This window comes from Vibrio sp. 1401, from assembly GCF_033340295.1.
Window position 1 is genome coordinate 1 of sequence record NZ_JAWOWF010000842.1, and the last position, 516, is coordinate 516.

Genomic DNA, 516 nt, shown 5'->3' on the forward strand with positions numbered 1-516 from the left:
CTCAACAGTCTTACCGTTTTTGTAGGTGATGATGTCGCCAAGCTTAAGCGCACGACCAGAAACCATATTCTCAGCACAACATAAGATCAGTTTTACGCGCTTGTTCAAACCACGCAAAATAGCTAACCCCAAACCGCCAGTAATCGTACCTGAACCGCCCATCTCGGCTTTCATTGCACTCATAAAGTTTGAAGGCTTAAGGCTGTAACCGCCTGAATCAAAAGTAATGCCTTTACCTACTAGACACGCGAATACTGGTGCGTTTTCATCGCCAGTCGGGTTGTAATCCAATTGCAGCATTGCTGATGTGCGATCCGAACCGCGACCAACCGCATAGATACCTTCCCAACCTTCCGCTAGTAGATCTTTATCGTTAACAATACGAGCCGTTACTGTGCCTTCTGGTGCGACAGATTTGATGAACTCAGCCGCCATCGTAGCAAGTTGACGAGGTGCAACTTCTTCCGCCGTTTTGTTGATGATATCGCGCGTAAAATCGGTCGCTTTAATGCGAGC

General features: G+C 47.5%; 1 pseudogene. It reads right to left on the reverse strand.

The window, feature by feature from the left end:
* Nucleotides 1-516: pseudogene (locus R7Z77_RS28480) on the reverse strand (aminopeptidase PepB); the annotation flags it as partial.